The sequence below is a fragment of the Roseovarius sp. genome (assembly GCF_018066915.1).
In the GTDB taxonomy this organism is placed as follows: domain Bacteria; phylum Pseudomonadota; class Alphaproteobacteria; order Rhodobacterales; family Rhodobacteraceae; genus Roseovarius.
In genome coordinates this window covers 1-3,748 of sequence record NZ_JAGPVV010000185.1, presented here as the reverse complement: position 1 = coordinate 3,748, position 3,748 = coordinate 1, and the positions used below count along the sequence as shown (strand labels likewise).

The 3,748-nt window shown below is 60.3% G+C and carries 4 protein-coding genes; 2 read left to right on the top strand and 2 right to left on the bottom strand.

Going from position 1 to position 3,748, the window contains the following annotated elements:
- A partial coding sequence (locus KBT70_RS10105; RefSeq protein WP_296632265.1) for a pyridoxal-phosphate dependent enzyme occupies positions 1-487 on the top strand: 487 nt, incomplete at its 5' end.
- Between the two features lie 131 nt (positions 488-618).
- Here KBT70_RS10105 and KBT70_RS10100 read toward each other — a convergent pair.
- Together KBT70_RS10100 and KBT70_RS10095 are read right to left on the bottom strand one after the other, a co-directional pair.
- Positions 619-1,836, bottom strand: coding sequence for a M24 family metallopeptidase (locus tag KBT70_RS10100; RefSeq protein ID WP_296632257.1), 1,218 nt, complete (start codon positions 1,834-1,836; stop codon positions 619-621).
- A 102-nt stretch (positions 1,837-1,938) separates the two neighbouring features.
- Positions 1,939-2,829 (bottom strand): LysR substrate-binding domain-containing protein, encoded by an 891-nt coding sequence (locus KBT70_RS10095; RefSeq protein WP_296632255.1) that lies wholly within the window; start codon positions 2,827-2,829, stop codon positions 1,939-1,941.
- A 94-nt stretch (positions 2,830-2,923) separates the two neighbouring features.
- Between KBT70_RS10095 and KBT70_RS10090 the strand changes: the two genes are divergently transcribed.
- Positions 2,924-3,724 carry a creatininase gene (locus KBT70_RS10090; protein ID WP_296632253.1) on the top strand — a complete coding sequence of 267 codons (801 nt, stop codon included), beginning with the start codon at positions 2,924-2,926 and terminating at the stop codon, positions 3,722-3,724.
- The last annotated feature ends 24 nt before the right edge of the window (positions 3,725-3,748 follow it).

Below are 3,748 nucleotides of genomic sequence, written 5' to 3'. Positions count from 1 at the left end.
GACGACCGTGGCGGGGCAGGGCACGGTGATGTCGGAATGGGAGGAGCAGGGATTAAGCGCCGATACGGTGTTGATTGCCGTGGGCGGCGGCGGGTTGATCGCCGGGGCGCTGGGCTGGCTTGAAGGGCGTCGCCGGGTGATGGCGGTCGAGCCCGAGACATCTTGCGCGCTTCATGCCGCGCTGGCGGCGGGCGCACCTGTGGATGTCGAGGTGTCTGGCGTGGCGGCCAATGCGCTGGGTGCGCGGCGGATTGGAGATATCTGCCTTGGTCTGGCGCAGGCGCAAGGCGTGCAGAGCGTGCTGGTGCCGGATGCCGCCATTCTTGAGGCGCAGGCGCTTTTGTGGCGGGAGGTGCGGCAATTGGTGGAACCGGCGGGGGCCACGGCGCTGGCGGCGCTCTTGTCGGGCGCTTATCGGCCTGCGCCGGGGGAGCGGGTGGCGGTTTTGATCTGCGGCGGCAATATTGCACCTGATCCGCTGGCGTAACCGGGAACGATCAAGGCGCGCGACCCGGACAAGAGCGCCATGGCGGGCCGGTCCGCATGCGCCACGGCGGCCAGCGTCATCAGGACACTGGCCGCCGCAATCACGATTTCAAGCGTGCCGCGCAAGGGCGCTTAGCCTTTGCCGACGATGTTATGCTCGGGACCGAACGGGAAGCCGGTGATATTCTCGGCCCCGTCCGCGCCGATGACCAGAATGTCATGCTCGCGGTAGCCACCGGCACCGGGCTGACCCTCGGGGATCATCACCATCGGTTCCATCGACACGACCATGCCGGGCTTCAGCACCGTTTCGATATCCTCGCGCAGTTCCACGCCCGCCTCGCGACCGTAATAGTGGCTGAGCACACCGAAGCTGTGGCCATAGCCGAAGGAGCGGTATTTGAGCAGGTCCCACTCGCGATACATCTCGTTGAGTTCGATGGCGATATCCATGCAGCGCGCGCCGGGCTTCATCAATTCCAGCCCGCGGCGATGCACGGCGACGTTTTTCTCCCAGATGTCGAGGCTGGCATCGTCAACGTGATCGCAGAAGAGCGTGCGCTCGAGCGCGGTGTAATAGCCAAAGATCATCGGAAAGGTGTTGAGGCTGAGGATATCGCCCGATTGCACCACGCGGTTGGTCACGGGGTTATGCGCGCCATCGGTGTTGATGCCCGACTGGAACCATGTCCAGGTGTCCATCAGTTCGACAAAGGGGAAGGATTTGGCGATTTCGCGGATCATGGCGTTTGTGCCTGCGATGGCCACCTCATGCTCGGGCACGCCCGCCTGAACCGCACCGGCCACGGCATAGCCGCCCACGTCGCAAATCCGCGCGCCTTCGGTGATGAGCTTGATTTCCTCGGCGGATTTGATGGTGCGCATCCACATCGAGGGCTGGCTCACGTCCACCAGTTCGACGCCGGGCAGCGCATCCTGCAAAAGCTGGCGATAGTCGAGCGAGACATGGTCAAACTCGATGCCGACGCGGCGCGCACCCTTGGTCAGGCCCTGCACCGCGCGATAGAAATTGTCGCGCCGCCAGTCGGTATAAGTGACATTGCTGCCAAAGGTCCGGCGCCAGGGTTGGCCGCCGTCGATCCCTGCCGAAATCGTCGTGGCATTCTTTTGGTCAATGACCATGCCATATTTGCGGCCGAAATAGCAGTAGAGCCAGCCTGAATAATAATTGATGCAGTGATAAGAGGTGAACAGCGCCGCATCGACGTTGTTATCGGCCATCCAGACGCGCAATTCGTTCTGGCGGCGGGCCATTTCATTGTCGGAAAAGGGCGAAAATTCCTTTTCCCCATTGTGCCATTCCGTGACGTGCAACATGTCGTCAAGCATTTGGGTCTCTCCTCACTGGCTTGGATAGGCATTCGCTACCAGCAAAGAGGCTCTGCACAAAATTAATAGGTTTGATCTGAGAATAAGAAAAGGAAATGCAAGCTAGCTACGGGCATGGGTTGGTTTACGAAAGGCGCTGACGCCTTCGGTGATCTGTTCGATCAGTTTCAGCGCGGCATCAGAGGCCTTGATATGCTTGTAAAAGAGGCCGACGTGCAGATTGGCGAGCGGCGGAAACCCTTCTTTGGGCGAGAGGACGCGCATGCCGGGCAGAAGCGTTTTCTTGGTCAGCGCCGTGACGCCCATCCCGTCCAGCACCGCGTTCTGCACCGCCGTGATGCCGGGGCTTTCGAAGCAAATCCGCCACTCGCGCCCTTCGGTATTCAGCGCGTCGATCATCCGCTTGCGGTAGAAACAGCCCTTGGGGTGGGCGATGATCTGAACCGGCTTGTCGAGCGAGAATTGATAGTCGCGCCCGCAGACCCAAAAGGGGCGTTCGGACCAGTAGAGCGAGACATAGGGCGCGGGCATCGTATCGGTGATGGCGATGGCAAGGTCCAACTCATCGACATGCAACTGGCTCAGGATATTGCGGCTCCAGTCGCAGCGAATGTCGAAGGTGACATCGGGATTGGCGTGGGCGAAATCGGCGATGATGCGTTGAAAATATCCAATCGCGTAATCGGTGGGCAAACCCACCCGCAGCGTGCCCATGAATTGCGCCTCGTGCAGATTGGCGACGGCGCGATCATTCAGGCGCAGCATCTCGCGGGCATATCCGATGAGGGCGTGACCCTGCGGCGTCAGCTCTAGGTTTTTGCCCTTGTGATGCAAGAGTTTGGCCCCCACAAGATCCTCTAACCGTTTGATTTGCAGGGAAATCGCAGGCTGTGTGCGGCCCAGAACCTGACCGGTTTCGGTATAGTTGCCAAGGTCCACCACCGTGACAAAGGTGCGGATCAGGTCGGTTTGCAGGTTCACGAAATGGCGCATGATTAAGAATCCTTATTCATACATTGCTACTATGAATTTTGCGCATGAGGCAAGCTGTTCTAGGGTCGCTCAATCCGACAAGAAAGGCGATGACATGGCCCAAGATACCGTTTTTGCAGCAGAATTGCCCTGGCCCGAGTATCAGCGCCGGGTGGCGCGGGGGGCAGTGCCGATTCTCATCCCGCTGGGGTCGATGGAGCAGCATGGCCATCACATGCCAATGCATGTTGATGTGCTCTTGCCCACGGAATTCGCGCGGCGCGCGGCGGCAGAGGTGGGCGGGCTGGTGGCGCCGCCCTTTACCTATGGCTACAAGTCGCAGCAGAAATCCGGCGGTGGCAATTTCTTTCCGGGCACGACGAGCCTTGATGGGGCGAGCCTTGTGAATGCGCTGAAAGATGTGATCCGCGAGTTTGCGCGTCATGGCAATCGCCAGATTTGCATCGTGAATGGCCATTTCGAGAATTCGTGGTTCATTGCCGAGGGCATCGACCTTGCGCTGCGCGAATTGGGCTGGTCGGGCATCCATGACACCAAGGTCGTGGTGCTGTCCTATTGGGATTTTGTCGATCAGGCGGCGATTGCGAAGCTATACCCCGAGGGGTTTCTGGGCTGGGATATCGAGCATGGCGGGGTGCTGGAAACCTCGCTGATGCTGCGGCTCTATCCGGACCTCGTGTCGCTGGAGCGGGCGGTCGATCATGCGCCCGCGAGTTTCCCGCCCTATGACGTCTATCCACCGCATCCTGCGTGGACCCCTGCCAGCGGCACGTTGTCCTCGCCCAAGAATGCCACGGCGGAAAAGGGCGACATCCTGATCGACGTCTGCACGCGCGGCATCGTTGCGGCGCTGCGCACCGAGTTTGCCACGCGCGACCGTGTGGCCGCCGAGTGACGCAATTGAAAATCAACAATAAAT

Coding starts and splice junctions, on each gene's coding strand:
- KBT70_RS10100 (WP_296632257.1), bottom strand. CDS start 1,836: ATGCTTGACGACATGTTGCACGTCACGGAATGGCACAATGGGGAAAAG.
- KBT70_RS10095 (WP_296632255.1), bottom strand. CDS start 2,829: ATGCGCCATTTCGTGAACCTGCAAACCGACCTGATCCGCACCTTTGTC.
- KBT70_RS10090 (WP_296632253.1), top strand. CDS start 2,924: ATGGCCCAAGATACCGTTTTTGCAGCAGAATTGCCCTGGCCCGAGTAT.